The organism is Variovorax restrictus (assembly GCF_051216715.1).
Taxonomy (GTDB): Bacteria; Pseudomonadota; Gammaproteobacteria; order Burkholderiales; family Burkholderiaceae_C; genus Variovorax.
This window is the reverse complement of the sequence record NZ_JBPJZH010000001.1, coordinates 1610579-1637047: the sequence shown is the minus strand read 5'-3', so window position 1 is coordinate 1637047 and position 26469 is coordinate 1610579. Positions and strand designations below refer to the sequence as shown.

Below are 26469 nucleotides of genomic sequence, written 5' to 3'. Positions count from 1 at the left end.
CGCGCGGATCGGAGAAGGAAAAGCCCGAAACTCTACCGCGCGCCGCGCAATGCTGCAGCGCAGCCGGCCGCATGTCCGATGCGCGACGGCCGCCGCAAGGCGGCTTCGTATGATCGACCGCCATGTACGCTCCCCGACGCCCCTCCCGCAGCGAGCACGTGCCGGTGCGCACCCTGCGCTACCACCTGCGCACCTGGGGCACGCCCTCGGCCGTGCGCCCGCCCCTCATGCTGCTGCACGGCTGGATGGACGTGTCGGCCTCGTGGCAGTTCGTGGTCGATGCGATGACCGAAGACCGCTTCGTCGTCGCACCCGACTGGCGCGGCTTCGGCCTGACCGAGGGCGGCGCGGTCGACAACTACTGGCTGCCCGACTACCTGGCCGACCTCGAGGGGCTGCTCGACCATGTCGCGCTCGACACGCCGGTCGACCTGGTCGGCCACAGCATGGGCGGCAACATCGCCATGCAGTACGCCGGTGTGCGGCCGCAGCGCGTGCGGCGGCTGGTCAACCTCGAGGGCTTCGGCATGCCCGCGCGCCAGCCCGAAGAAGCGCCTGCGCGCTACGGGCAGTGGATCGACCAGCTCAAGAAACTGCACCGCGGCGAGATGGCGATGCAGGGCTACCCGTCGCCCGACGGCGTGGCACGCCGCCTGATGAAGACCAACCCACGCCTGCCGCAGGACAAGGCCGACTGGCTGGCGCGGCACTGGGCCGCCGAGCAGACGCAGGCCGACGGCGAGACGCGCTGGACCATCCTGGGGGACGCGGCGCACAAGGTCGTCAACGCCCACATCTACCGCCTGGACGAGGCACTGGCCCTCTACGCTGCCATCACCGCACCGGTGCTGTCGGTGGAGGCCAGCGACGACAGCCTGGCGCGCTGGGCCGGGGACTACACCCTGGCCGACTTCCATGAGCGGCTGAAGGCCGTGCGCGACATTCGCAGCGTGCGATTGCCGGACTGCGGCCACATGCTGCATCACGACCAGCCCGAACGCCTGGCGGCGCAGATCGAAGACTTCCTGCGCTGAGGCTGACCGGCCGTTCGCGGCCTTCTCCGACACACACAGACACAAATCACGGGCAGACTCGGCGGGTTTTGCTCACTCTGCGCGCAGCCATGCCCCATACCGCCGTCAACGCCATCGACCCCAAAGAGTTTCAGCGTGTGCTCAGCCGCAATGTCAAGCTGCCACTGATCGGCGGGTTGATCGGCGCGGTGGTTTTCGTCGGCCTGATCTTCTATCTGCTCTCCGTCATCTCGTGGGTCGAACACACCGACCGCGTGACCCGGGAGGCCAGCGAGCTGCAACGGCTGAGCGTCGACCTCGAAACCGGCATGCGCGGCTTCCTGATCACGGGCGACGAAGCTTTTCTGCAGCCTTACGAAAGCGCGCAGCCCCGCCTCATGACGGGCCTCGCGGGCCTGCGCGTTCTGGTGGCGGACAACCAGTCGCAGGCCGACCGAGTCGACCGCATCACCACGCTGCAGACCGCCTGGAACCAGTTCGCCACCGAGATGATCGCGCTGCGCCGCGCGGGCGGCGACTACCAGCAGGTGATCCGGTCCGGACGCGGCAAGCGCCTGTCCGACGACATGCGCACCGGCTATGGCAACTTCATCAACGTGGAGCAGACGCTGCGCTTCCAGCGCAACAACGAAGCGAACAACACGGCGCTTGCCGTGGTCGGCCTCTTCCTCTTCTTCACACTCTCGCTGGCCGGCCTGCTCGCTTTTTTCGGACGCCGTCAACTGGTGGCGCTGTCGACCGGCTACGACGCCGTGCTGCAACGCCAGGCGACCCACAGCGAAGTGCTGCAGCGGCAGGCCTGGCTGCGCGGCGCCCAGACCGACCTGACCGGCGAACTCGTCGGCGAACTCAGCGCGCCGGAGATGGGCCGCAAGGTGCTCGACTTCTTCGCGAGCCACGTCGGCAGCAGCGTGGGCGCGATGTACGTGCGCGAGCGCTCGGGCCAGTTGCGCCGCGTGGCCAGCTATGGCTTCTCGGCCGAGGCCGAAGCCACGCCGCAGGTGCTGGCCCCGACGCAAGGCCTGGTCGCCCAGGCCGCGAACGAGAAGCGGGTGATGGTGATCGAGCCGGTCACGGCGGACTACCTGCGCGTCAACACCGGCCTGGGCGACATGGCGCCACGCGCGGCCGTGTTGCTGCCGGTGATGCACGACGGCCGGGTCAACGGCGTCATCGAACTGGGCCTGCTGCACGCGCCGGACGAGCGCGCCAAGGAGCTGTTCGAGCTCATCGCCGGCAACATCGGCAGCTCGGTGGCCGCTGTGCGCTACCGCGAGCAGTTGCAGGACGCGCTGGCCGAAACGCAACAGCTCAACGAAGAGCTGCAGGTGCAGCAGGAAGAGCTGCGCACCGCCAACGAAGAGCTGGAAGAGCAATCGCGCGCGCTGCGCGCCTCGCAAGCCACGCTGGAGAACCAGCAGGCCGAGCTTGAGCAGACCAACAGCCAGCTGTCGGAACGCACCGAGGCGCTCGACCTGCGCAACGCAGCGCTGCGCCGGGTGCAGGCTGACCTGGAGGACCGCGCGCAGGAGTTGCAGCGCGCCAGCCGCTACAAGTCGGAGTTCCTGGCGAACATGTCGCACGAACTGCGCACGCCGCTCAACAGCGCGCTCATCCTGGCCAAGCTGCTGGGCGACAACCCGCAGGGCAACCTCACGGCTGAGCAGGTGAAGTTCGCCGAGTCGATCTACTCCTCGGGCAACGACCTGCTGGTGCTCATCAACGACATCCTCGACATCGCGAAGGTCGAGGCCGGCAAGCTCGAGCTGGTGGCCGAAGAAGTACCGCTCGCCCGCCTGGCCGACAGCCTGGCGATGACCTTCACGCCGCTGGCCGGCCAGAAGCAGCTGGACTTCCGGGTGGCCGTCGAGCCCGATGCCCCGGCGCTGCTGGTGACCGACCGCCAGCGCCTGGAGCAGGTGCTCAAGAACCTGCTGTCGAACGCGCTCAAGTTCACCGACCGCGGCCGGGTCGGCCTCACCATCTCGGGCGGCCCCGATGGCGGCGCCCGATTCGCGGTGCGCGACTCGGGCATCGGCATCTCGCCCGACCAGCAGGAAGTGATCTTCGAGGCCTTCCGTCAGGCCGACGGCACCACCAGCCGGCGCTACGGCGGCACCGGGCTGGGCTTGTCGATCTCGCGCGACCTCACCCAACTGCTGGGCGGCACGCTCACGGTCGACAGCACGCCGGGCCAGGGCAGCACCTTCACGCTCACCATGCCGGCGCGGGCGCCGCTGCAGGCACGCATGCAGGCGCCCGCGACGGCCGCCACACCGGCCCGCCTCTACTCGACGCCCGCGGTGGCGATGCCGACCGCCTCGCCCACCATTCCGGCGCCGGTGATTCCGCAGTTCGCCGATGACCGCGCCCAGCCGCGCAATGCGTCGCGGCGGGTGTTGGTGATCGAGGACGAACCGCAGTTCGCCCACATCCTGTACGACCTGGCTCATGAGCTGGGTTACCAGTGCATCGTGGCGCACGGCGCCGGCGACGGCTTCGACCTGGCCACCCAGCTGCTGCCCGACGCGATCCTGCTCGACATGCGGCTGCCCGACGCACCGGGCCTGAACGTGCTGCAGAAGCTCAAGGACCAACCGCAGACGCGCCACATCCCGGTGCACATCGTCTCGGCCATGGACCACACCGAAACCGCCATGCACATGGGCGCCATCGGCTACGCGCTCAAGCCCGCCTCGCGCGAGCAGCTCAAGCAGGTGTTCCAGAAGCTGGAAGACAAGCTCACGCAAAAGGTCAAGACCGTGCTGCTGGTGGAAGACGACGCCGTGCAGCGCGACGCGGTGGTGAGGTTGATCGGCGACGACGACGTGGCCATCACGGCCGTGGGCACCGGCGAGGAAGCGCTGGAGCTCTTGCGCACCCGCGTCTTCGACTGCATGGTGACCGACCTGCGCCTGCCCGACATGCAAGGCAGCGAGCTGCTCAAGAAGATGGCGACGGAAGAGATCTGCTCGTTCCCGCCGGTCATCGTCTACACCGGCCGCAACCTGACGCGCGATGAAGAAGCCGAACTGCTGCGCTACTCGCGCTCGATCATCATCAAGGGCGCGCGCTCGCCGGAGCGCCTGCTCGACGAGGTGACGCTGTTCCTGCACAAGGTCGAGGCCGACCTCTCGACCGAACGCCGCAACATGCTCAAGGCCGCGCGCGGGCGCGACCGCGTCTTCGAAGGCCGCCGCATCCTGCTGGTGGACGACGACGTGCGCAACATCTTCGCGCTCACCAGCGCGCTGGAGCAGCGCGGCGCCATCGTCGAGATCGGCCGCAACGGCCGCGAGGCACTCGAGAAGCTCGACCGCGTGGCCGACATCGACCTCGTGCTGATGGACGTGATGATGCCGGAGATGGACGGCCTGGAGGCCACGCGCCGTCTGCGCCAGGACCCGCGCTTCGAGAAGCTCCCGGTCATCACCGTCACGGCCAAGGCCACGAAGGACGACCAGGAACAGTGCCTGGCCGCCGGCGCCAGCGACTACCTCGCCAAGCCGGTCGACCTGGACCGCCTGTTCTCGCTGTTGCGCGTGTGGATGCCCAAGATGGAGCGCCTGTGACCGATGACGACACCGGGTCGCTGAGCCCCATCGAGCCGCCGAGCGACATCGACATCGAGCTGACGCTCCTGATGGAAGCGATCTTCCTGAAGTACAGCTACGACTTCCGCAACTACACCGGCGCCTCGCAGAAGCGACGCGTTCGCTATGCGCTGGAGCAGCTGCGGCTGCCGAACGTCTCGGCGCTGCAGGAACGCGTGCTGCACGACCCCACGGTGTTTGCGCAACTGCTGCAGTACCTGACGATCCCCGTGAGCGAGATGTTCCGCGACCCGAGCTACTTCCTCACGCTGCGCCAGCAGGTGGTGCCCGTGTTGCACACTTACCCTTCCGTCAAGGTCTGGGTGGCCGGTTGCAGCACCGGCGAGGAAGCCTGGTCGCTGGCCATCCTGCTGCGCGAGGAAGGCCTGCTCGACCGCACCCAGATCTACGCGACCGACATCAACCCGACGTCGCTCGACAAGGCGCGCCAGGGCATCTTCCCGATGGACGCCGTGCGCAACTACACCGCGAACTACCAGCGCGCCGGCGGCAAGCGCGCCTTTTCCGACTACTACACCGCCGCCTACGATGCCGCGCGCTTCGACCCGTCGCTGTGCGCCAACGCGGTGTTCGCCGACCACAGCCTCGCCACCGACACCGTGTTCGCCGAAACCCAGCTGGTGTCGTGCCGCAACGTGCTGATCTATTTCAACCGCGCGCTGCAGGACCGCGCGCTCGGCCTGTTCCACGAGTCGCTGTGCCACCGCGGCTTTCTCGGCCTGGGCGCCAAGGAAAGCATCGACTTCTCGTCCTTCGCCACCCGTTTCGACACGATCGCGCGGGCCGATCGCATCTACCGCAAGGCATCGTGACGGCCGCGCCGCCCCTGCTGACTCCGCTGCATCGGGTCGAGGCCGCCGTCATCGGCACCTCGGCGGGCGGGGTCGATGCGCTCGCCACGTTGCTGGCCGACCTGCCGACGCCCTGGCGCCTGCCGCTGGTCGCCGTCATCCACATGCCCGAGCGGCGCGAGAGCAGATTGACCGAGGTGTTTGCCCACCGCCTGTCGATCCCCGTGCGCGAAGCCGAGGACAAGGCGCCAGTGAGCGGCGGCACGCTGTACTTCGCGCCGCCGAGCTACCACCTGTCGATCGAGCGCAGCCGTGAGTTTTCGCTGAGCTGCGAGCCGCCAGTGATGTGGTCGCGCCCCTCGATCGACTTGCTGATGACGTCGGCCGCCGACGCCTACGGGCCGCTGGTGGCCGGCCTGCTGCTCACCGGGGCCAACCCCGACGGTGCGCGGGGCCTGTGCGACATTCACCACGCCGGGGGCCTGACCGCCGTGCAGGACCCGACCGAGGCCCAGGTCGCTACCATGCCCCGTGCCGCGCTGGCGCTTCACCACCCCGACCGCGTGCTGCCGCTGCGTGCACTGCGTACCCTTTTGATGGATTTGAATGCGCTCCATGCCGATTGACGTCGAAAGCAAGCTGCTCATCGTCGATGACCTTCCCGAGAACCTGCTGGCCCTGCAGGCGCTCCTGCGCGGGCCTGCGCGCCCGGTGTTTCAGGCGACCTCCGCCGAGCTGGCCCTGGCGCTGATGCTGGAGCACGAGTTCGCGCTCGCCATCCTCGACGTGCAGATGCCCGGCATGAACGGCTTCGAGCTGGCCGAGCTGATGCGCGGCACCGAACGCACACGCCACATCCCGATCATCTTCGTAAGCGCCGCCGGCCGCGAGATGAACTACGCCTTCAAGGGTTACGAGAGCGGCGCGGTCGACTTCCTGCAGAAGCCGCTGGACCCGCACGTGGTCGCCAGCAAGGTCAACGTCTTCGTCGACCTGCACCGCCACCGCAAGGCGCTCAAGCACGAGATGGAGGCCCTGGCCGCCGCCCACGGCGAGCAGGCCGCGCTGGTCGAGAAGCTGCAGGTGGCGCAGGCCGACCTGGAGCGCGCGGTGCGCATGCGCGACGACTTCATGTCGATGGTGTCGCACGAGCTGCGCACGCCGCTCAACACGCTCTACCTCGAAACGCAGGTGCGCAAGCTGCACCTGAACAAGGGCAACCTGTCGCCCTTCTCGCCCGACAAGCTGCCAGCCATGATCGAGCGCGACCAGCGCCAGATCCAGAACATGGTGCGGCTGATCGACGACATGCTCGACGTGTCGCGCCTGCGCAGCGGCTCGCTGTCGATCCGGCCCAAGCCCTTCGACCTGTCGGCCATGGCCAAGCGCGTGGTCGAAAGTCTGGTCAATCAGGCCGAAGCCACCGGTTCGACGCTCGACGTCGACGCGCCGCAACCCATCGACGGCGTGTGGGACGAATTCCGCATCGAGCAGGTGCTGACCAATCTGATCACCAACGCGCTGCGCTACGGCCGCGGCAGCCCGGTGACCGTCGTGGCGTTGCGCGTGGGCGATCAGGCGGTGATGGCGGTGCGCGACCAGGGCATCGGCATCGCACCGGAAGACCAGGGCCGGATCTTCGAGCAGTTCGAGCGCACCGACGACAGCCGCAAGCATGCCGCTGGCCTGGGCCTGGGGCTCTACATCACCCGCGAAATCGTGCGCGCGCATGGCGGCGAGATCACCGTGGAAAGCGCGCCCGGCGAAGGCGCCCTCTTCCGCGTGGCGCTGCCGTTGCACGCGCCGCCGGACGAGGCCTGAGCCGCTCCCGCCCTCGAACGCCGTGGGTCTTGGCCGGCATGAGAAAATCACCGGTTGCTCCCCGGCCCGCGCCGGGCCACCCTACTTTTCGAGGATCTCCCCATGGACGCAGAACAAATCAACCAAATCGGCGCACTGCTGGCAGACCTGAGCGCCCGCACCCTCGAGTTACGGGGGTATCTTTGACTACGATGCCAAAGCCGAACGCCTGAGGACAGTCAACGCCTCGCTCGAAGACCCCAACGTCTGGAACGACCCGAAGAAGGCGCAGGAACTGGGTCGCGAGAAGAAGTCGCTCGACGACGTGGTCGTCACCCTCGACCGGCTCACCAGCGGCCTGTCGGACAACACCGAGCTCTTCGAGATGTCGAAGGCAGACGGCGACATGGACGGCCTCAAGGCCATCGCCGATGACGCTGCCCTGCTCGAAGCCGACATCAAGCAGCTCGAGTTCCGCCGGATGTTCAACAACCCGGCCGACCCGCTCAACGCCTTCGTCGACATCCAGGCCGGCGCCGGCGGCACCGAAGCCTGCGACTGGGCCAGCATGCTGCTGCGCCAGTACCTGAAGTACGCCGAGCGCAAGGGCTTCAAGACGCAGATCGAGGACGAGACGCCGGGCGACACCGCCGGCATCAAGGGCGCGACCATCAAGGTCGAGGGCGACTACGCCTTCGGCCTGCTGCGCACCGAAACCGGCGTGCACCGCCTGGTGCGCAAGTCGCCCTTCGACTCCTCGGGCGGGCGCCACACCAGCTTCGCCTCGATCTTCGTGTACCCGGAAATCGACGACTCGATCGAGATCAACATCAACCCGTCGGACGTGCGCACCGACACCTTCCGCGCATCCGGCGCCGGCGGCCAGCACATCAACAAGACCGACTCGGCCGTGCGGCTCACGCACATCCCGACCGGCATCGTGGTGCAGTGCCAGGACGGCCGCAGCCAGCACAGCAACCGCGACGTGGCGTGGAAGCGGCTGCGCTCGCGCCTGTACGACTTCGAGCTGCGCAAGCAGCAGGAAGCACAGCAGAAGCTGGAAGACAACAAGACCGACGTGGGCTGGGGCCACCAGATCCGCAGCTACGTGCTGGACAACAGCCGCATCAAGGACCTGCGCACCAACGTCGAGATCTCGGCCACGCAGAAGGTGCTCGACGGCGATCTGGATGCCTTCATCGAAGCCTCGCTGAAGCAAGGCGTCTGATGGCGCGCGACCACGGCGAACTCGCCCCCACGAATTTTCTGGAGACCCTCGATGCTGCAACTGCGTGATGGACAAGAACAGCCGCTGGCGATCCGCCGCGAAGACTATGTCGCGCCCGCCTGGTGGATCGACACCGTCGAGCTGACCTTCGACCTGGACCCCGCCAAGACCCGCGTGCTCAACCGCATGCGCCTGCGTCGCAACCCCGACAGCGTCGGCGGCCCGCTGCGCCTGGACGGCGACGAGCTGAACCTGGCGCGCGTGCTGGTCGACGGCCAGGGCGCCTCGTTTCGCATGGAGGCGGGCCAGCTGGTGATCGACAACCTGCCCGAGAGTTTCGAGCTGGAGATCTTCACCACCTGCTGCCCGGTGAAGAACACCAAGCTCATGGGCCTGTTCGTGAGCGAGAACACCTTCTTCACGCAGTGCGAGGCCGAGGGCTTCCGCCGAATCACCTACTTCCTGGACCGCCCGGACGTGATGGCGAACTACACCGTCACGCTGCGCGCCGACAAGGCCGCCTACCCGGTGCTGCTGTCGAACGGCAACCTGGTGGACAGCGGCGACCTGCCCGAAGGCCGCCACTTCGCGAAATGGGTCGACCCCTTCCGCAAGCCGAGCTACCTGTTCGCGCTGGTCGCGGGCAAGCTGGTGGCACGCGAGCAGCGCATTCGCACGCGCGCCGGCCGCGACCACCTGCTGCAGGTGTACGTGCGCGCCGGTGACCTCGACAAGACCGAGCATGCGATGAACTCGCTGATCAACTCGGTGCTGTGGGACGAGGCGCGCTTCGGCCTGCCGCTGGACCTGGACCGCTTCATGATCGTCGCCACCAGCGACTTCAACATGGGCGCGATGGAGAACAAGGGCCTGAACATCTTCAACACGAAGTACGTTCTGGCCAACCAGGCGACCGCCACCGATGCCGACTACGGCAACATCGAGAGCGTGGTCGGCCACGAGTACTTTCACAACTGGTCGGGCGACCGCGTGACCTGCCGCGACTGGTTCCAGCTCTCGCTCAAGGAAGGCCTCACCGTCTTCCGTGACCAGGAGTTCAGCATGGACCTGTGCGCCGATGCGTCGGCGCGCGCGGTCAAGCGCATCGAGGACGTGCGCGTGCTGCGCACCGCCCAGTTCCCCGAGGACGCCGGCCCGATGGCCCACCCGGTGCGGCCCGACAGCTACATCGAAATCAGCAACTTCTACACCGTCACCATCTACGAGAAGGGTGCGGAGGTGGTGCGCATGATGCAGACGCTGGTCGGCCGCAAGGGCTTCGAGGCCGGCATCACGCTGTACTTCAAGCGCCACGACGGCCAGGCGGTGACCTGCGACGACTTCGCGCAGGCGATTGCCGATGCCAACCTCGACTCCGAACTCTCGCGCCTGCTGCCGCAGTTCAAGCGCTGGTACAGCCAGGCCGGCACGCCGCGCCTGGCGGCGCGCGGCCACTACGACGCCGACGCGCGCACCTACACGCTGCGCTTCGAGCAGACCTGTGCGCCCACACCGGGCCAGCCGCTCAAGCTGCCCTTCGTCATCCCGGTGAACGTGGGCCTGCTCGACGCCAGCGGCCGCGAACTCCCGCTGCAGCTCGACGGCGCGGCCGACGTGGTGCGCGGCACGCACACGCTGGTGCTGACGGAATCGGCCCAGCAGTTCACCTTCGTCGGTGTCGATGCCGAGCCCGTGCCGTCGATCCTGCGCGGCTTCAGCGCGCCGGTGATCCTCGACTTCGAGTACAGCGACACCCAGCTGCTCACGCTGCTGGCGAACGACCCCGATCCGTTCAACCGCTGGGAAGCCGGGCAGCGCCTGGCGCTGCGCAGCGCGCTCAAGGCCATCGACGATGGCGCCACGCCCGGCGCACCCGTGCTCGACGCCGCGTACATCGACGCCATGGCGTCGGTGCTGCAGGACCCTGCACTCGACGCCGCCTTCAAGGAACTGGTGCTCACGCTGCCGTCGGAAACCTACATCGCCGAGCAGTTGCCGGTGGTCGACCCGCAGCGCATCCACGCAGTGCGCGAAGCCATGCGCGCACAGCTGGCCACCGCCCTCTTCTCCCAATGGGAAGCCGCGTACGACGCGAACCACGACACCGGCGCCTACACACCGGACGCGCGCTCGGCCGGCCGCCGCGCCCTCGCGGGCATGGCGCTCACGAACCTGTGTCTGGCGGCGCGTTCGTCGGGCGACAGCGTGTGGCCGGGCAAGACGCTGCAGCGCTTCAAGGACGCCGGCAACATGACCGACCGCTTCAACGCGCTGTCGGCCCTGGTGTCGTCGGGCCATTCGCTGGCCGCCCCCGCGCTGGCACGCTTCCACGCGATCTTCAAGGACGAGGCGCTGGTCATCGACAAGTGGTTCTCGCTGCAGGCCGGTTCGACCGACCGCGGCGGCGACGTGCTGCCATTGGTCAAGCAGCTGATGAAGCATCCGGACTTCTCGCTGAAGAACCCGAACCGCGCGCGCAGCGTGATCTTCAGCTACTGCAGCGCGAACCCCGGTGCCTTTCACCGCCCGGACGCCGCCGGCTACGTGTTCTGGTCCGAGCGCGTGTGCGAGCTCGACGCCATCAACCCGCAGGTGGCGGCCCGCCTGGCCCGCTCGCTCGACCGCTGGAGCAAACTGGCCGAACCCTACCGCAGCGCCGCACGCGAAGCCATCGCACGCGTCGCCGCCAAACCCGATCTGAGCAAGGACACCCAGGAAGTGGTGAACCGCGCTTTGGCCGACTGACCGAGGAACCTCCATGGCTCAACAAAAGATTTCACTCACCCGCTACCTGGTCGAGCAGCAACGCGCCGACGGCCACATCCCCGGCCAATTGCGCCTGCTGCTCGAAGTGGTGGCACGCGCCTGCAAGAGCATCAGCCAGGCTGTCAACAAGGGCGACCTGGGCGGCGTGCTCGGCACCGCCGACAGCGAGAACGTGCAGGGCGAAGTCCAGAAGAAGCTGGACATCATCGCCAACGAAGTGCTCATCGAAGCCAACGAATGGGGCGGCCACCTCGCCGCCATGGCCAGCGAGGAGATGGACAGCATCTACGTGGTGCCCAACCGTTACCCCCAGGGCGAATACCTGCTGCTGTTCGACCCGCTCGACGGCTCCAGCAACATCGACGTGAACGTGAGCATCGGCACCATCTTCAGCGTGCTGAAGAAGCCCGAAGGCCACCCGGGGGTGCAGGAATCCGACTTCCTGCAGGCCGGCGCCAAGCAGGTGGCCGCCGGCTATTGCATCTACGGCCCGCAGACCACGCTGGTGCTGACCGTGGGCGACGGCGTCGCGATGTTCACGCTCGACCGCGAGCAGGGCTCGTTCGTGCTGACCAAGGAGAACATTCAGATCCCGGCCGACACCAAGGAATTCGCGATCAACATGAGCAACATGCGGCACTGGGATGCGCCGGTGAAGCGCTACATCGACGAATGCCTGGCCGGCAGCGAAGGCCCGCGCGGCAAGGACTTCAACATGCGCTGGATCGCCAGCATGGTGACCGACGTGCATCGCATCCTGATGCGCGGCGGCATCTTCCTGTACCCCTGGGACAAGCGCGAGCCGGGCAAGCCCGGCAAGCTGCGCCTGATGTACGAAGCCAACCCGATGGGCTGGCTGGTCGAACAGGCCGGCGGCCTGGCCACCACCGGCCGCGAACGCATCCTCGACATCGAGCCGGGCAAGTTGCACGAACGCGTCAGTGTGATCCTCGGATCAAAAAATGAGGTCGAGCGCGTGACCCGCTACCACGACCCGCTATAATCGCAGGCTTCGCCGGTGTAGCTCAGTCGGTAGAGCAGCTCATTCGTAATGAGAAGGTCGGGTGTTCGATTCATCTCTCCGGCACCAATTGATGCGGTATTTCACAGAAGTACCCACCAACCTCAGTTCGCTGATGTCATTTTTGATGACAGCGGTTGTTCTGAGGTAGAACAAAGCCCCTCTTGTAGGGGCTTTTTCTTTGGCTTTTCGAAATAGGGTTCCGCTCGATGACCATCGCTGAGCAGATCACGGAGCGGATTGAAGTCTTCAAGGCTTGCGTGATGACCCAGGGCATTGAACACGCCCTCGCCACCCACATCTTGCAGCACGATTGCTCAATAGTTGGGCGTGATTTGGAGCAAGGCGTACGCACCGCAGTAGGCCGCCACTTTCAAGTCGACGCTGCGTCGATCTACATCGTCGGCTCCGCGAAGCTTGGATTCAGCCCAAAGCCTGGTCAGTACTTCAAGCCCTTTTCGGACAACTCAGACATCGATGTGGCGATCGTCTCGAAAGAACTGTTTGTCCAAATCTGGCAAGAAGTACACCAGATGGAGCTGGCACAGGTGTACTTCGATTTTGACAAGTTCAAGCACTACCACTTTCGTGGCTGGATACGCCCTGACAAGATGCCCAAAAAGAGCGAGTACCAGACGTGCAAAGGATGGTGGGACTTCTTCCGAGAACTATCAGGACGTGAAGACTTCATGCGAATGCAGATCGCGGGCGGTTTGTACTACGACGAATACTTCCTACGCCAATACCAACTATCTGCCCTCACGAGCCTTCGCGAAGAACTTTCTAAGGTACAGCGATGAAGACTTCAGCTACGAATCGGCGTATCCATCAACTGCTCACTGCGATCAATGAGGACAAGCTAAACCCTCGTCCAGACTTTCAACGTCGTCTCGTATGGACCAACGACGACAAGGTCTCGTTCATACGAACCGTACTGAAGGGCCTGCCGTTCCCTGAAATCTACGTGTGTGCAGGTAGCTTAAATTCAGAAACTGGCGCTGCAACCGAGTACCTCGTCGACGGACAGCAACGCGTCACAACGCTGCATCAATACTTCAAGGGACACGGCAGCCTGCGACTGGGGTCGTTCAAGCCTTATGTCGATCTCAGCCCGGAAGAAAAGGTTGCATTCTTGGAGTACGAGGTTGTCGTGCGCGACCTCGGCAAACAGCCGCTTGAGCAGATCCGCGAGATTTTTGAGCTGATCAACTCAGCCAACTACGCACTAAACACTATTGAGATCAAGAACGCGCGCTACGCGGGCGCTTTCAAAAAGTTCTGCGAAGCCGTAGCGGATCGTCAAGAGTTCAGGGACTGGAAGATTTTCAAGCGAACTGACATACGTCGGATGCAGGACTTGAGGTACTGCCTCGTACTGGTGACAACCATGCTATCCACGTACGCAAACCGTGACGACAACATTGAAGAGTACCTTGAAAAGTACAACGACGACTTCGCGGAGGGCGAACGGCTTCGCACCGAGATCGACGCGAGTTTCCTTTTTGTTAGCGACATGCATTTGCCCGCCACCTCAAGGGCATTTCGAAAGACTGACCTATTTTCCCTGCTCGTCGAGATTCATCGCGCACTGTTCAAGAGAAAGCTCTCCCTCGATGCAGCAAACGTCTCCAAGCGCCTGCTAGAGTTCTTCGATGAGGTCGAGACGGCCGCTCTTGGCGTGCCGACATCGAACCTTGCTACAACGTACTACAAGTCGACTATTCGAGCAGCTATCGACCGGGGCAACCGCTTGCGCAGAGGCGAAATTCTGCAGGGCATACTCGACACAACATACGAACCCCAGCTTCGTTTCTCGCATCCGGCAAATGAGTCGGTTCCAGATCAAGCAGAACTACAACTCGAAGAGGGTGACTACTGAGTGATCGACCTAAACACTAAAAACGTATACGCGCTCTGAGTCGGTAGCCCTCGAATGCCAATGAGACTATGCGCTGACTTGGCGCTGGCTGCTATTCGCTTAGAGGCACAGCTCGTGAAAGGATGATCCTCCTCAGCGAATCTGCCAGCCTTCTCGCCATGTTCTTCTTAAGCTGCTTGAGCAGTTGATCTTTTGTCGTTGCGTCAGCGTAGAGCGTCCTCTGCAAGCCCATCGACAGGAGAGAGATACGAACATAAGCCGGCTCGAAGTCGCAGGCGTCCGGGATGGTGAAATTTGCCCTTACGCCATCGTAGGTCTGCAGGCGCGACACGATGTTCCCGATCGAAGCCGAGACGAGCTTGAGCGATGCAGCGACCGCTTTAGCATCCCAGTTAACTGCGGACTCGACGGATTTTCGACTGCGCCCACCCTTTTGCTCTGCATCAAACTTCCGGATGACACGAAACGCAGACCCCCATTTGCTCGAACCAAGTGAGACCATCCCGTTGCTTGCAAATGGACCGCTGCCGCCTGTTTGGCCGATGTCCACCTGGAAGCCTCCATGCGCGACACGGAATCCGTGCTTCAGACTGTTGTACTCATCGATGTAGTTCTGGTCAGTATGGTTGAGCGCAAGCAGTTCCCACAGCTTTGCGAACGATTTCACGGCGGCATCGACATCCGGCAGTCCGCGAAACGGAAGAACCTCACGCGAGATGTCCAGCCATGACAGTCTTCTTATTCGGCGGTTCAGCAAAAGAAGATCGCCTCCGCTGCCAATCCGATCCAGCACAAGGCGAAGTTCACCAGTCGAGCAAGATCCCACCCATGCGTGAGGGCAGCGCTCACCTTGCAACAACGCACCCATCAGAAGAAACATGGTCTCGGAGCCGTGGAATAGCGCAAGCCGCATACCTGCCGCCGCTCGCATGCTGAGCTCTGGATCTTCAAGGTCGGGTTCGGATCGCCTCACCACGCACTCGAAGTACTCGTGATCAATCGCCTTGAGGAACGATGCCCTAGCTTCGTCTATGTCCGACTCCCATAGGCAATACGGCTCATCGCCAATCGCGTAGATGACGTTGTTTTGCTTCATGGCTCTATTTGGCGGCTAGGTGACATCGCAATTCGACTGGTTGAAGAACTGCCTGGTGAGATTGAACTCGCTCGCGCCCTCACCAACCACAGTCAGTTCTCGAGACACGTTATGTTTCACGGATCGACTACCAAATACGTGTCCTCCTTCAGCTCCTCCATCACCACATAGCTGTTCGACTGCGCCGACACCGGCAGCCGCTTCAGGATGCCGCCGAGCAACTGCCGGTACTGCTCCATGCCCTTGATGCGGAACTTGAGCAGGTAGTCGAAGCTGCCGGACACCAGGTGGTACTCCATCAGCTCCGGCATGTGGATCAGTTCGCGGCGGGTCTGCTCGAACAGGTCGTCGGACTTGGCCGAGAGCTTGATTTCGACGAAGACCAGCAGCGTGCGGCCGACTGCCGCCGGCGCCACGCGGGCGTGGTAGCCGGTGATGACGCGCTCGCGCTCCAGGCGGCGCACGCGCTCGGAGCAGGCCGACGCCGACAGGCCGATCTGCTCGGCCAGTTCGGCATTGGAGATGCGGCCGTTGCGCTGCAGCGAATCCAGGATTTTTCGGTCGATTCGGTCGAGGTCGGTCATTCTTCGGCGGCACGGAGCCAGGCGACTTGAAGACAGTGATTTTCACGCCGATGCGCCGGCACATCCGTGAAAGCTGCGGCGGAACACCCCCTAAATTCGTGTTTTCTCTTTCTCCGCTGGAACCACCGTGAAAGTCGTTGTCCTGGGCTCGGGCGTCGTTGGCGCCACCACTGCGTACTACCTGGCCCGCGCGGGCGCCGACGTGACGGTGCTCGACCGCCAGCCCGGAGCGGCGCTGGAGACGAGCTTCGGCAATGCCGGCCAGGTGTCGCCCGGCTATTCCACGCCCTGGGCCGCGCCTGGCATTCCGCTCAAGGCGCTGAAGTGGATGTTCCAGAAGCATGCACCGCTGGCGGTGAAGCCCGACGGCACCCTCTTTCAGCTGCGCTGGATTGCCGCGATGTTGAGGAACTGCACCGACGCGCGCTACACGGTGAACAAGGAACGCATGATGCGCATCGCGGAATACAGCCGCGACTGCCTGCGCACGCTGCGCGCGGACACCGGCATCGCCTACGAGCACCGCACCGGCGGCACGCTGCAGCTCTTCCGCAAAGCCGAGCAGCTCGCAGCGGTGAAGCGCGACACCGCCGTGCTCGAAGAGTGCGGTGTCGCCTACGAACTGCTCGACGTCGACGGCATCGTCGAAGCCGAGCCCGCGCTCGCGCAGGCCCGCGGCCGCCTCGCGGGTGGCCTGCGCCTGCCGGGCGACGAGACCGGTGACTGCCAGCGCTTCACGACCGCGCTGGTCGCGCTGGCCGAGGCGGCGGGCGCCACCTTCCGCTTCGGCACGACGGCCACGCGCGTGCTGCACGATGGCCAGCGCATCCGCGGCATCGAGGTCGACGGCGAGACCGTCACGGCCGATCGTTACGTGCTCGCACTCGGCAGCTATTCGCGCGACCTGCTGCTGCCGCTCGGCCTCGACCTGCCGGTCTATCCGGTCAAGGGCTACTCGCTCACCGCGCCGATCGTCGATGCCTCGCTGGCGCCGGTGTCGACCGTGCTCGACGAGACCTACAAGATCGCCATCACGCGCTTCGACGACCGCATCCGCATCGGCGGGATGGCAGAGCTGTCGGGCTTCGACCTCGGCCTGAAGCCGCAACGACGTGCCACGCTGGAGATGGTCACGCGCGACCTGTTCCCCGGCGGCGACCTCGAAGCGGCCACCTTCTGGACCGGCCTGCGCCCGATGACGCCCGACGGCACGCCCATCATCGGCGCGACGCGCCAGTTCCCGAACCTGTTCCTGAACACCGGCCACGGCACGCTGGGCTGGACCATGGCCTGCGGCTCCGGCAAGCTGCTGGCCGACCTGGTGCTAGGGCAGCGCCCCGAGATCGACACCGAAGGCCTGTCGCTCGACCGCTATGCGGGCGCCCGACGGCGTCGCGGGCAACGCCTGCGGGTTGCGCCGGCGGGCCACGCGTCGCACGCGAGCTGAGACGCGCTTCATTTTTCGCCGTGGGTCGTGGTCACGGCATGCAGATTGCGTAGGATGAGACTGACACACCTATGCTGCAATTTCTCTCCCGACGGTTGGGCCGACTGAGCGTCGGCCGCAAGCTTCTCCTGATCTACCTGCTGGACCTGACGGCCGTCATCTTCATCAGCGGCATCCTCATCAACGAGAAATTCATCGCCATCGACTTCGGCCGCAAGGAGAAGACCGGCGCGGCGTACATCGAACAGATCCGCCCGACGCTGATGGCAGTGGCGGGCTGGCGCGAGGCCACTGTCGCCCCGCCGCAGATGCTGGCCGGCATCGAACAGACCCTGGGCGCCGGCATGCGGAGTGGCCAGGCGAACGAACGCTTCCGTCATGCCCTGGAGACACTGGCCGCGATGCCCGGCAACACCACGGCACGCGCGGCGCTCGAGGCGGGCCGCGCGCTGGTCACGCGCGTGGGCAACCAGTCGAACCTGATCCTCGACCCGGACCTCGACAGCTACTACACGATGTCGCTGATCCTGCTGCGCTTTCCCGAGCTGCTCGAGCTGAGCTCGGAAATGCGCGCACGGCTGCACTCCCACGGTGCAGGTGAACTGGACGCGACCGAATCGCGCACCAAATACTTCATCCTGGAAGGCCGCGTGGATGCCATCACCGCCGCCATCACTACCGACTACGGCGAAGCCTTCGCCGCAGCGACCGGCCCGCTGCAGTCGCAACTCGACGGCTCTCGCACCCGACTGCTGGCGAGCATCGACCGCTTCCGCTCTGCCGCCCGCAGCGCCATGAACCAGGACAGCGGCTCGCTCGCGACCTTCGACGCGGCGCAGCAGGCGCTGTTCGCCAGCCTCGACGGTGCCTGGGGCAGCGCCATCGTGGCGCTCGATGCGCTGCTGGAGGCGCGCGAGCGCGGCTTCTTCCAGCGCATGTGGATGCACCTGGGCACGGCGCTCTTCCTGCTGCTGCTGATCCTGAGCGCGGTGTTCTACGTGGCGCGGCAGATCTCGCGGCCGCTGCGCGGGCTTTCACTGGTGGTCGACACGGTGCGCCGCACCGGCGACCACAGCCTGCGGGCCCGCTGGGACGCCGGCGACGAGATCGGCCGGCTGGTGCTGGGCTTCAACGACATGCTGGCGCAACTCGACCACGAGCGTCGCACCCAGCAGGAGCTGGCCGCGTCGGCACGGGCGTCGGACGCACAGCGCGACCTGGTCGCCGCCATCCCGATCCCGCTGATGGTGACGGCCATCCCAGGGCACGAAGTGCTCAGCGCGAACCCGCCGGCGCAGGAGTGGCTGGGCGGCCGCACCGTCGACCCCTGGGCCGTCGGGCTCGATCCGGGCGTGCGCAGCCGGTTCTTCCAGGGGCTGGCCGACCGCGGCCATGTCGACGAGTTCGAGGTGTGCTGGCGCGGTGGCGGCACGGGCGTCTCGTCGTGGGCCGTGCTGTCGGCCCGGCGGATCCTCTACCAGGGACAGGACGCCCTGCTCACCGCCTTCACACCCATCAGCCAGCTCAAGGTGATGGAGCAGCGGCTGGAGCTGTGGTCGAAGGTGTTCGAGGCCTCCACCGAGGGCATCATGATCATCGATGCCGATCGCCGCATCATCACGCTCAACCGCGCGCTGGGTCGGTTCACCGGCTACGACGCGCGCGAGCTCGAAGGCGAACAGCCGGAACGGCTGGTGCTTGGCCAAGGCAATGCCTTCGTCGACTTCTGGCCGCAGCTCGACCAGCGCGGCGCATGGCAGGGCGAGGTGCTGGTGCGTCGCCGCAACGGCAGCCACTACCCGGCATGGCTGGTCGCCAGCGTGGTGCGCGACGGGCCCGAGCGCATCTCGCACTACATCTTCACGTCCATCGACATCACCGAACGGAAGCGCAGCGAGGAGCGCATCCGCTTCCTGGCGCTGCACGACGTGCTGACCGAACTCCCGAACCGCTCGCTGTGCATCGAACGGTTGGGTACCGCCATGCAGCAGGCCCGCAAGGACGGCCGGCGCGTAGGCGTGGTGTTCATCGACCTCGACCGCTTCAAGAACATCAACGACTCGCTGGGCCACCATGTCGGCGATGCGCTGTTGCGCACGGTCTCCCGGCGCATGGTCGACGCGGTACGACCGGGCGACACCGTCAGTCGCCTGGGCGGCGACGAGTTCGTGATCGTGCTGGCGGATGTGTCCGACGCGGACGAGGTCGAACGCATCGTCGAGAAGCGCCTGGTGCCGGCGATCCGCGAGCCGTACACGCTGCATAGCGCCGAGTTGCACGTCACCTGCAGCGTCGGCATGGCGATGTACCCCGACGATGCACAGGACATCGACTCGCTCATGCGGCAGGCCGACGTCGCGATGTACCAGAGCAAGTCCGGCGGCCGCAGCATGGTGCACTTCTTCATGCCCGACATGGACGAGCGCGCCCAGAAGCGGCTGCAGCTCGAATCGCACCTGCGCCGCGCCATCGAGCGAAACGAGCTGAGCCTGCTGTTCCAACCGCGCGTGCAGGCGCTCAGCGGCAGTTTGCTCGGGGTGGAGGCACTGCTGCGCTGGCGCAACCACGAGATGGGCGACGTCTCGCCCGCCGAATTCATTCCGATCGCCGAAGAGAGCGGGCAGATCGTCGCCATCGGCGCCTGGGTCATCGCACGCGCCTGCGCGCAACAGGCGGCCTGGCGCGACCAGGGGCTGGGCACGCTGCCCGTGTCGATCAACGTGTCGGCCCTGCAGCTGCGCGACGGCGAGCTCACCGGCGTGCTGCGCGACGCGATGTCGTCGCACGACGTGCTGCCGTCGTCCATCGAGATCGAGATCACCGAGTCGACGCTGATGGACTCGGCCGAACAGTCGCTCGCGCAGTTGCGTGCACTGAAGGCGCTCGGCGTGCAGCTGTCGATCGACGACTTCGGCACCGGCTACTCGAGCCTGAACTACCTCAACCGCTTCCCGATCGACAAGCTGAAGATCGACCGGTCCTTCGTGCACGACATGCTCGACGACCCGACCGACCTGGCGATCGTGCGCGCCATCGTCGGCCTGGGCCACACACTGGGCCTGCGCGTGGTGGCTGAAGGCGTCGAAAGTGCCGAGGAAGCGGCGATGCTGCAGGCCGCGCACTGCGATGAACTGCAGGGCTACCTGTTCGGGCGGCCGATGGCGGGCGACGAGATCCCCGACTGGATCCGGCAGTGCACGCCGGCCGCCACGGCTTAATCCCGCGCGCCTAGAGGTTCGCAGCGAGCGCCATCGCGGCCGACAGCGTGGCCAGTGCCAGCACCGTCGACACCACCACCGCCGCGGTGACCTGCTCTTCGACCACCTTGTAGCGCTGCGAGAACAGGAAGGCGTTGGCGCCGATGGGCATCGCGGCGGCCACCACCATCACCGTGAGCGGCAGGCCGCGCACGCCCAGCAGCCAGCCGACGCCGGCCACCAGCAGCGGGTGCACCACGTTCTTCACCACGGCCAGCGCGAGCGCGCCGCGCAGATGCGTGCCGACGCGCGTGAGCGCCAGCGTGATGCCGACCAGCACCAGTGCCACCGGGCTGAAGGCCTGGCCAAGCAGCATCAGCGGTTTGTCGACGGCCGCGGGCAGCGTCAGGCCGGTCTGTGCGAACAGCAGGCCCACAATGATCGGCAGCGGCACCGGATGCAGCACCGAGTTGCGCACGGCGCGCGCCACGGTCCGGACGATCGGCTGCCGCACAGCGCCGCTCGCCGCGGCATGCTCGCGCGCCACGATGAGTTCGATCAGCAGCGTCGCGGCGCCGATCAGCACCAGCGAGTGCAGCGACACCAGCGTCAGCAGCACGACCAGCCCGGCCGGCCCGTAGGCCAGGTCGACCAGGGCCACGCCGATGATCACGGTGTTGCTGAAGGTGGCAGCGATGGCCAGCACCGCCGCGCTGCGGGTGAGGCCGAGAAAGGCCAGCATGCCCACGAAGATGACGCCGGCCCCGATGAAGTAGGCGGCGACCGGCCGCAGGCTCAGCGTTTCCACATGGACCGTGCTCATGGCGCGGAACAGCAGCGCCGGCGCCAGCAGCAGGAACACCAGGTTCGACAGGTCCTTCACCGCATGGGCACCGACCCAGCGGCGGCGCCCGGCGAAGTAACCCGCGGCGATGAGAAGAACGACGGGGAGCAGCGCGGAGAGGACGGGCGAATTCACCGCGGCGAGCATAGCGGCTCGCCGCGGTGAGGTCCGTCGAGCGCTAGAAGCTTGCGCGCAGGCCGACCTTGAGGGAGCGCCCTGGCAGCGGTGCCGCCGGGTACACCGTCGTGGTCAGGATCGACGTCGCGCTGTAGGCCAGCTTGTTGGTGATGTTGTCTAGCCGTGCGTACCAGGTCAGCGTCGCGCCGGTCACTTTCATCCGATAGGCCAACGCGGCGTTCCACAGCGTGTACCCCGCGGTCTCGCGCGTGCCGTCGGCCGGCACGCGGTGCTGCGCCGAATAGCGGTCGAAGCCGAAGCGCGCGGTCCACGGGCCGTCGCCGTAGGCCAGCGCGGCGCCGACACGCACCGGCGAGATGCGCGGCAGCGGCTCACCGGTGTCGGTGTTGGTGGCGCGCACCAGGTCGCCGCGCCACTGCAGGTCGAGCGTGCCGCTGCGTTCCATCGCGGCGAAGGCCTCGTTGCCCAGCAGCCGCAGGTTGCCGCTCGCTTCGATGCCGGTGAAGCGGGCGCGCACGCCGCCGTAGGCGTACTCGGCCAGCGTGTCCTCGGCGGCCGGGTCGGTCACGACCTCGCCTTCGCCATCACGCTGGACGCCGGTGGCGTTCAGGCCGATGTAGTTGCGAAAGCGCGTGACGTAAGCGTTGACGCGCGCGTTGTTCGGGCCGTTCTTCCATTGCGCGCCCAGGTCGAAGCCGATCGAGCGCTCCTTCTCGAGCGACACATCGCCCACCTCCCAGGCCGCGGTCGCGACGTGCGGGCCGTTGGCGAACAGCTCGTAGTCCTTCGGTGCCCGCTCGGTGTACGCGAGGTTCGAGGTGAGCTGCCATTGCGGCGTGAGGTTGACCAGCGCGCCGAGGGCCGCGCTGTGCGGGTTGAAGCTGCGTTCGCCCGTCGTGAACCGCGTGATCGACAGGTCGTCGGGGTAGCCGAGCGACTCGACCTTCACCTGCTCGGTGCGCGCGCCGAAACTCAGGCGTCCCCACGACGTGGCCAGTTCCTCGTGCAGGAACAGCGCATTGGCGCGCGTGCGGCTGTGCGGTGCGAAGGCCTCCTCGCCGTCGGCCGAGAAGCGACCGCTTTCGCTGGTGAAGCCGATCATGCCTTCGACGCCGCCGATCTTCCGGTGGCGCGCCTCGACGCGCAGGTCGTTGCTCTTATTGGCGAAAGTGGTGCCGACCTCGCTGCCCTCGAACTCGGTGTGGCGGTAGTCGGTGTGGCCGAACTTGGTGCGGATGCTGGTGAAGAAGCCACCGGGCCGCCATTCGCCTTCCAGCGCGTAGCGGTCGGACTTCATGCCGATCGTCACCTCGTCCTCGGCCACCGTGCCGTAGTCGCTGCGGTAGCTGCTGGCCGACGCACCGATCCAGCCGCGGTCGAAGAACAGCGTGCCGCCGACCGCGCCGCCGCGCGCGCTGTTCTGCGAATTGCAGATGCGGCGTGCCAAGCCTGGCGAGCCGGGCTTCTCGCACGCGAGATCGATGGGCACGCGCACGTCGTCCGACTTGCGGTCGAAGGCATCGACGTGCAGCGCGTAGCGGTCGTTGCCGCCTTCGAGCACCACGCCGCCACTGCGTTCCTGGCTGCCGGTGGCGTAGCCGAGGTCGGCACGCCCGCCGAAGCCGTTGATCGGCTCGGTCGGAATGCGGTTGTCGATCACGTTGACCACGCCGCCCACGGCGCTGCCGCCGTACTGCAGCGCCGACGGGCCGCGCAGCACCTCGATGCGGTCGGTGACGAGCGCGTCGACCGGCACCGCGTGGTCGTAGCTCAGCGCCGACGCATCGGGCGCGCTGCCGCCGTTCTGCAGGATGCGGATGCGGTCGCCGTCCTGGCCGCGGATGATCGGCCGGCTCGCGTTGGGGCCGAAGTAGCTGCTGCTCACGCCCGGCACGCCGTCGAGCGTCTCGCCCAGCGTGGAGCGCGAGCGCAGCATCAGCGTGTCGCCCTGCAGCATCTCGGTGGGGGCGATCAGCTCGGACGCGCCGAGCGGGTTGCCAGTGACGGTGACCTCCTTGAGGCTCGGGGCCGGTGCGGCAGTGCCGGCGGGGTTAGCGGTCTGTGCATGCGCGCTCAGGGCGATCAAGGAGGAAACGGCGGCGCCGACGGCGTGCCGGCTGAAATTGGAAATCATGGGATGCGGACTCGTTGAAGCAATGGAAGGCCAGCCGCCGCCCCTCACAGGGCGCAGCCAGACGAAAAACCAGAGAGATTCAGCGAGTCAGCGGGGGGCCGCGCGCATCGAAGAGCGAGACCCAGCGGGCGAGTGCTTCGCCCAGGAAGTAGTGAAACCGCGCCATCGGCAAGGCGATGGGCAGCACCACGAGGGGCACGGACAGCGCCGCGGCGCCTCCGGCGAGCTGGTCGTACAGCCGGCAGTCCGCGTCGGCGTGCACGCCGAAGAGGGCGAGCAGGCCGCCGTGGTCATGGCCCTGGTTGATGCTCGGCGACGAAGCGACCGACAGCGCGGGTGCGTCGTGCAGGTGCGCCATCGCCGGCACGGTCGGCTGGTGCACCACCCGGTGCATCAGCCCGAGCGTGGACGCGAGCCACAGCGAGACCGCCAGGGCGATCAGCAATGGCGCGCGGTACACGGCGGTGCGGGCAAGTTGCATCGGGCAGGGTTCAGTTCTTGACGCGCGCGGCGAAAGTCTTCTGAAACTTCTCGACCTTCGGGCCCACCACGAAGGCGCAGTAGCCCTGGTTGGGGTGGTTCAGGAAGTAGTCCTGGTGGTAGGCCTCGGCCGTCGAGTAGTTCACCAACGGCTGCACCTCGGTCACCACCGGCGCACGGTAGGTGCCGCTGTCGGCGATCTCGCGGATCACGGCGTCGGCCACCTGCTTCTGGTCGTCGTTCAGGTAGTAGATGCCGCTGCGGTACTGCGTGCCGACGTCGTTGCCCTGGCGGTTGAGCGAGGTCGGGTCGTGCACGACGAAGAAGATCTCGAGGATCTCGCGCAGCGTGATCTGCGCCGGGTCGAACACCAGCTTGACGACTTCGTTGTGCCCGGTGCGGCCGGTGCAGACCTGTTCGTAGCTGGGGTTGATCGTCTCGCCGTTGGAATAACCCGACTCCACATCGACGATGCCGCGCACCCGGTCGAACACGGCCTCGGTGCACCAGAAGCAGCCACCGCCGAGCACGATGGTGTCGGTGGTGGGTGCGGGGCTGGGGGTGGTTGTCATGGTCGATTCCAAAACGCGAAGCCCGCTATTGTCGCGGCTTGACGCACCGGGTGGGGCTCACTACATTACTAACCCGCCAGTCATTAACGCCGATGCCCCGCTTTCTCAACGACAAGCACTGCCCGGTCCGCGCCAAGCGCGAACGCCGGAAAGAGGCACGTCCTGGCGAACTGATCCAGGCCGCGCTCGAGCTGTTCGTCGAAAAAGGCTTCGCCGCCACGCGCGCCGAAGAAGTGGCGGCCCGGGCCGGCGTGTCCAAGGGCACGCTCTTCCTCTACTTCCAGAGCAAGGACGACCTGCTGCGCGCCGTGATCACCGAAAACCTGGCCGGCCGCTTTCCGGCGTGGAACGAGGAATTCGAGGCTTTCGAGGGAAGCACGGCGGACATGCTGCGCCACTGCACACAGGTGTGGTGGGACCGCGTGGGGGCCACGCCGGTGTCGGGCCTGACCAAGCTGATGCTCGCCGAGGGCAATAACTTTCCCGAGCTCGCAGCCTTCTACCAGCGTGAGGTCGTGGTGCCTGGCCAGGCGCTGATCCGGCGCATTCTGCAGCGCGGCATCGCACGCGGCGAATTCACACCGATCGACGTCGACTACGCCATCCATGCGGTGCTCGCGCCGATGATCTTTCTGTTCCTCGTGCGGCACAACACCCTCTGGGCCGAGGAAGCCCGCACGCTCGATCCGCAGACCTACATCGCGACGCAGACCGAGCTCGTCATCCGCGGGCTGTCCGTCCCACCGTCGACACCGCCGCACGCCACCTAAAATCGTGGGCTGGCCCGAGCCCACAAGGAAACGAGAAAACCCATGAACACCCCCGCCTCGCAGGAGCGCCTGCGCTTCAACATGATCGAGCAGCAGATCCGCCCCTGGGACGTGCATGACCCGCAAGTCCTCGCGCTGCTGGCCGAGATCCGCCGCGAAGACTACGTCCCGGCCGCGCACCGCGCCATGGCCTTCTTCGACATGGAACTGCCGCTGGCCGACGCCACCGAGCCGGGCCAGACGATGCTGGCGCCGAAGATCGAAGCGCGCATGCTGAACGACCTGCACGTGCAGAAGCACGAGTCGGTGCTGGAGATCGGCACGGGGTCGGGCTTCATGGCCGCCCTGCTGGCCCACTGCGCCGCCAAGGTGCTGACGCTGGAGATCGACGCCACGCTGGCCGCACGCGCCACCGAGACGCTGCGCCGCAACGGCGTGACCAACGTCGAAGTGCGCCACGCCGACGGTGCCAAGCCGCTGCCGAGCGGCCCGACCTTCGACGTGATCGTGCTCAGCGGCTCGGTGGCCCGCGTGCCGCAGAACCTGCTGGGCTCGCTCAACATCGGTGGCCGGCTGGTCGCCATCGTCGGCGGCGAGCCCATGATGCGCGCCCATTTCGTGACCCGCGTGAGCGAAGGCAAGTGGGAAACCACGCAGCCGTGGGACACCATCGCGCCGCGCCTCTTGAACTTCCCCGAACCTTCGCCGTTCCATTTCTGATGGTCGATCAGCTTCGCCCCACCGATCTGGATGCCTGGTTCGCCCAGGACGCCGCCGCCGTGCCCGTGCTGCTCGACGTGCGCGAGCCCTGGGAACTGCAGACGGCCAGCGTCGCGCCGCAGGGCTTCGCGCTGGTGGTCATCCCGATGAACGAGATTCCCGCACGCTTGGCCGAACTCGACCCCGCAGCGCGCATCGCCTGCCTGTGCCACCACGGTGCGCGCAGCCAGCGCGTGGCGGTCTTCCTGAGCCAGAACGGCTTCGGCGACGTGGCGAACGTGGCTGGCGGCATCGACGCCTGGTCGGCCACCCGCGACGCCAGCGTGCCGCGCTACTGAACGTCCCCAAGGACCG

The 26469-nt window shown here is 66.3% G+C and carries 21 protein-coding genes and 1 tRNA gene; 16 read left to right on the top strand and 6 right to left on the bottom strand.

From position 1 onward, the window contains the following. Positions 1-122 precede the first annotated feature (122 nt). The 11 genes from ACSFA0_RS07675 to ACSFA0_RS07625 all read left to right on the top strand — a co-directional run bounded on the left by ACSFA0_RS07675 (position 123) and on the right by ACSFA0_RS07625 (position 14133). Positions 123-1034, top strand: a complete 912-nt coding sequence (locus ACSFA0_RS07675) for an alpha/beta fold hydrolase (protein ID WP_435449608.1) — start codon at positions 123-125, stop codon at positions 1032-1034. A gap of 89 nt (positions 1035-1123) precedes the next feature. Beyond that, positions 1124-4606 carry a response regulator gene (locus tag ACSFA0_RS07670; RefSeq protein ID WP_435449607.1) on the top strand — a complete coding sequence of 1161 codons (3483 nt, stop codon included), beginning with the start codon at positions 1124-1126 and terminating at the stop codon, positions 4604-4606. 71 nt (positions 4607-4677) lie between these two features. Further along, a complete protein-coding gene (locus tag ACSFA0_RS07665; RefSeq protein ID WP_435450922.1) occupies positions 4678-5460 on the top strand; it encodes a CheR family methyltransferase in 783 nt (260 codons plus the stop codon). Then, a complete protein-coding gene (locus tag ACSFA0_RS07660) occupies positions 5457-6065 on the top strand; it encodes a chemotaxis protein CheB (protein ID WP_435449606.1) in 609 nt (202 codons plus the stop codon). The genes ACSFA0_RS07665 and ACSFA0_RS07660 overlap by 4 nt, the downstream gene beginning before the upstream one ends. Then, positions 6055-7260, top strand: a complete 1206-nt coding sequence (locus tag ACSFA0_RS07655) for a hybrid sensor histidine kinase/response regulator (RefSeq protein ID WP_435449605.1) — start codon at positions 6055-6057, stop codon at positions 7258-7260. The genes ACSFA0_RS07660 and ACSFA0_RS07655 overlap by 11 nt, the downstream gene beginning before the upstream one ends. A gap of 102 nt (positions 7261-7362) precedes the next feature. After that, a protein-coding gene (gene prfB / locus ACSFA0_RS07650; protein ID WP_435449604.1) for a peptide chain release factor 2 occupies positions 7363-8467 on the top strand; the annotation gives its coding sequence in 2 pieces (ribosomal slippage) (positions 7363-7443 and positions 7445-8467; 1104 coding nt in all). Positions 8468-8518: 51 nt separating this feature from the next. After that, the gene (gene pepN / locus ACSFA0_RS07645) at positions 8519-11212 is read left to right on the top strand and encodes an aminopeptidase N (protein ID WP_435449603.1); all 2694 of its coding nucleotides are present in this window, start codon (positions 8519-8521) and stop codon (positions 11210-11212) included. Positions 11213-11225: 13 nt separating this feature from the next. Further along, on the top strand, positions 11226-12236 hold the full coding sequence (locus tag ACSFA0_RS07640; RefSeq protein WP_435449602.1) for a class 1 fructose-bisphosphatase: 1011 nt from the start codon (positions 11226-11228) through the stop codon (positions 12234-12236). A gap of 11 nt (positions 12237-12247) precedes the next feature. Then, positions 12248-12323 (top strand) — tRNA-Thr (locus ACSFA0_RS07635). A gap of 140 nt (positions 12324-12463) precedes the next feature. Further along, entirely contained in the window at positions 12464-13054 is a 591-nt protein-coding gene (locus ACSFA0_RS07630; protein ID WP_435449601.1) for a hypothetical protein, read from the top strand. After that, complete coding sequence (locus ACSFA0_RS07625; protein WP_435449600.1) at positions 13051-14133, top strand: DUF262 domain-containing protein; 1083 nt, start codon at positions 13051-13053, stop codon at positions 14131-14133. The genes ACSFA0_RS07630 and ACSFA0_RS07625 overlap by 4 nt, the downstream gene beginning before the upstream one ends. 91 nt (positions 14134-14224) lie before the next feature. On the opposite strand, the gene ACSFA0_RS07620 is transcribed toward ACSFA0_RS07625, so the two are convergent. Both ACSFA0_RS07620 and ACSFA0_RS07615 read right to left on the bottom strand, forming a co-directional pair. Further along, the gene (locus tag ACSFA0_RS07620; protein WP_435449599.1) at positions 14225-15229 is read right to left on the bottom strand and encodes a hypothetical protein; all 1005 of its coding nucleotides are present in this window, start codon (positions 15227-15229) and stop codon (positions 14225-14227) included. Positions 15230-15345: 116 nt separating this feature from the next. Next, positions 15346-15813, bottom strand: a complete 468-nt coding sequence (locus tag ACSFA0_RS07615; protein ID WP_435449598.1) for a winged helix-turn-helix transcriptional regulator — start codon at positions 15811-15813, stop codon at positions 15346-15348. A gap of 127 nt (positions 15814-15940) precedes the next feature. Between ACSFA0_RS07615 and ACSFA0_RS07610 the strand changes: the two genes are divergently transcribed. Then, the gene (locus ACSFA0_RS07610; protein ID WP_435449597.1) at positions 15941-17260 is read left to right on the top strand and encodes a D-amino acid dehydrogenase; all 1320 of its coding nucleotides are present in this window, start codon (positions 15941-15943) and stop codon (positions 17258-17260) included. A 71-nt stretch (positions 17261-17331) separates the two neighbouring features. Further along, the gene (locus ACSFA0_RS07605; RefSeq protein WP_435449596.1) at positions 17332-20478 is read left to right on the top strand and encodes an EAL domain-containing protein; all 3147 of its coding nucleotides are present in this window, start codon (positions 17332-17334) and stop codon (positions 20476-20478) included. A gap of 10 nt (positions 20479-20488) precedes the next feature. Here the strand turns inward: ACSFA0_RS07605 and ACSFA0_RS07600 are convergent, their stop codons facing one another. The 4 genes from ACSFA0_RS07600 to msrA all read right to left on the bottom strand — a co-directional run bounded on the left by ACSFA0_RS07600 (position 20489) and on the right by msrA (position 24625). Next, positions 20489-21436: an AEC family transporter gene (locus ACSFA0_RS07600; protein ID WP_435449595.1), complete on the bottom strand. Its 948-nt coding sequence runs from the start codon at positions 21434-21436 to the stop codon at positions 20489-20491. Positions 21437-21479: 43 nt separating this feature from the next. Further along, a complete protein-coding gene (locus tag ACSFA0_RS07595; protein ID WP_435449594.1) occupies positions 21480-23573 on the bottom strand; it encodes a TonB-dependent receptor in 2094 nt (697 codons plus the stop codon). Positions 23574-23652: 79 nt separating this feature from the next. Continuing rightward, the gene (locus ACSFA0_RS07590; protein WP_435449593.1) at positions 23653-24054 is read right to left on the bottom strand and encodes a hypothetical protein; all 402 of its coding nucleotides are present in this window, start codon (positions 24052-24054) and stop codon (positions 23653-23655) included. 10 nt (positions 24055-24064) lie between these two features. Further along, entirely contained in the window at positions 24065-24625 is a 561-nt protein-coding gene (msrA, locus tag ACSFA0_RS07585) for a peptide-methionine (S)-S-oxide reductase MsrA (protein WP_435449592.1), read from the bottom strand. 92 nt (positions 24626-24717) lie between these two features. Here msrA and ACSFA0_RS07580 point away from each other — a divergent pair, with 92 nt between their 5' ends. Genes ACSFA0_RS07580 through ACSFA0_RS07570 form a run of 3 tightly spaced genes read left to right on the top strand, consistent with a single transcriptional unit; the run spans position 24718 to position 26453 of the window. Beyond that, positions 24718-25395, top strand: a complete 678-nt coding sequence (locus tag ACSFA0_RS07580; RefSeq protein WP_435449591.1) for a TetR/AcrR family transcriptional regulator — start codon at positions 24718-24720, stop codon at positions 25393-25395. Between the two features lie 42 nt (positions 25396-25437). Next, positions 25438-26115 carry a protein-L-isoaspartate O-methyltransferase family protein gene (locus ACSFA0_RS07575; RefSeq protein WP_435449590.1) on the top strand — a complete coding sequence of 226 codons (678 nt, stop codon included), beginning with the start codon at positions 25438-25440 and terminating at the stop codon, positions 26113-26115. After that, positions 26115-26453, top strand: coding sequence for a rhodanese-like domain-containing protein (locus ACSFA0_RS07570; protein WP_435449589.1), 339 nt, complete (start codon positions 26115-26117; stop codon positions 26451-26453). Before ACSFA0_RS07575 ends, ACSFA0_RS07570 begins: the two co-directional genes overlap by 1 nt. The last annotated feature ends 16 nt before the right edge of the window (positions 26454-26469 follow it).